This window comes from Collinsella sp. AF38-3AC (assembly GCF_003474365.1).
In the GTDB taxonomy this organism is placed as follows: domain Bacteria; phylum Actinomycetota; class Coriobacteriia; order Coriobacteriales; family Coriobacteriaceae; genus Collinsella.
In genome coordinates, this window is the sequence record NZ_QROM01000008.1 from 1 (window position 1) to 1,334 (window position 1,334).

A 1,334-nucleotide genomic window follows, 5' to 3' on the forward strand; every position below is an offset into this window, starting at 1 on the left:
TGACCTGTATCGTCTTTTCGGACACGCGTTCAAGAGGAACCTATTTTCCCCTAGAATGCAGGGCAACAGACGAAAGGACGAGCCATGGCAAACCAGCCGGCGAAATACACCGACGAGTTCAGGCGCGAGACGGCCGACTACATCATCTCGACGGGCAGGCCCATCACCGAGTGCTGCGCCGAGCTCGGGCTGAATTCCAAGACGGTGAACAAGTGGGTGCAGAACCGCAGGCGCGAGCTTTCCGGCGAGCCCGACCCCAAGGCCGAGGACCGCGAGTTGCGCGAGGCCAGGAGGCGCATACGCGAGCTCGAGATGGAGAACGCCTTCTTGAAAAAAGCCGCGGCCTTCTTCGCCAAAGAGCAGGGGTAGCCGCGCGCTACCGGCTGATGCTGGCGGAGAAGGCCGAATACCCAATCACGCTCATGGCGAGGATCCTTTGCGTGAGCAGGTCGGGCTTCTACTCGTGGCTTTCCAACGGCTGCCCCGAAGACGACTGGTCGGCCGAGCGCGAGGCCGTGAGGCGCGTCTGGCTGGAGTCGGACCGCAGGTTCGGCGCGAGGTTCGTGAAGTGCTTCCTGCCCGCCGAGTTCTCCGGATTGACCCTGTATCGGGTGCGCAAGCTGATGCGCGAGCTGGGCATACGCGGCTGCACGCCAAACCAGCGCAAGCGCACCACGATTCCCGACCCCAAGGCCAAGCCCAGGCCCGACCTGGTGCGCCGCGACTTCACGAGCCCGGTCCCCACCTACAAGCTCGTGGGCGACATCACCTACCTGCGCACCGGCGAGGGCTGGCTGTACCTGGCGACCGTGATCGACCTGAACACGCGCATGGTGGTCGGGTGGTCGCTGTCGAGCCGCATGACCGCCGACATCGCGGTGGCGGCGCTGGAATCCGCCAAATCGCGAGGATACGTGGCGGGCAACGCCATATTCCACACGGACCGCGGCGCGCAGTACACCAGCAGGCTTCTGGCCGAATGGGCGCGCGCCAACGACGTGCGGCTTTCCTGCAGCCGCACGGGAAACTGCCACGACAACGCCGTCGCCGAGTCGTTCTTCGCCACGCTGAAGAACGAGATGTACTACCGCAGGCGATTCGCCACCAGGGCCGAGGCCAGGCACGCAGTCGTCGAGTTCATCGAGACGTACTACAACAGGCGGAGGCCGCATTCCTCGATAGGCTACAGGGTGCCGGCCGAAGCCATGGCCGACTTCTTCGAGCGGACCGATCCCAAGCTCGCCTTCTTCGAGCGGCCCGATCCCAAGCCCGACGCGATGCCTATGGCAGCATGATTCCTCTCAATTCCGTGTCCGAAATCTTGACACAGGTCA

The 1,334-nt window shown here is 64.0% G+C and carries 1 protein-coding gene and 1 pseudogene; both read left to right on the plus strand.

Annotated elements, in window-relative coordinates; all coding sequences use genetic code 11:
• Positions 1-84: 84 nt before the first annotated feature.
• Positions 85-309: pseudogene (locus DW029_RS11690) on the plus strand (transposase); the annotation flags it as partial.
• Positions 213-1,295, plus strand: coding sequence for an IS3 family transposase (locus tag DW029_RS06275; protein ID WP_158572626.1), 1,083 nt, complete (start codon positions 213-215; stop codon positions 1,293-1,295). The pseudogene DW029_RS11690 and the gene DW029_RS06275, both read left to right, overlap by 97 nt.
• Positions 1,296-1,334: the final 39 nt, after the last annotated feature.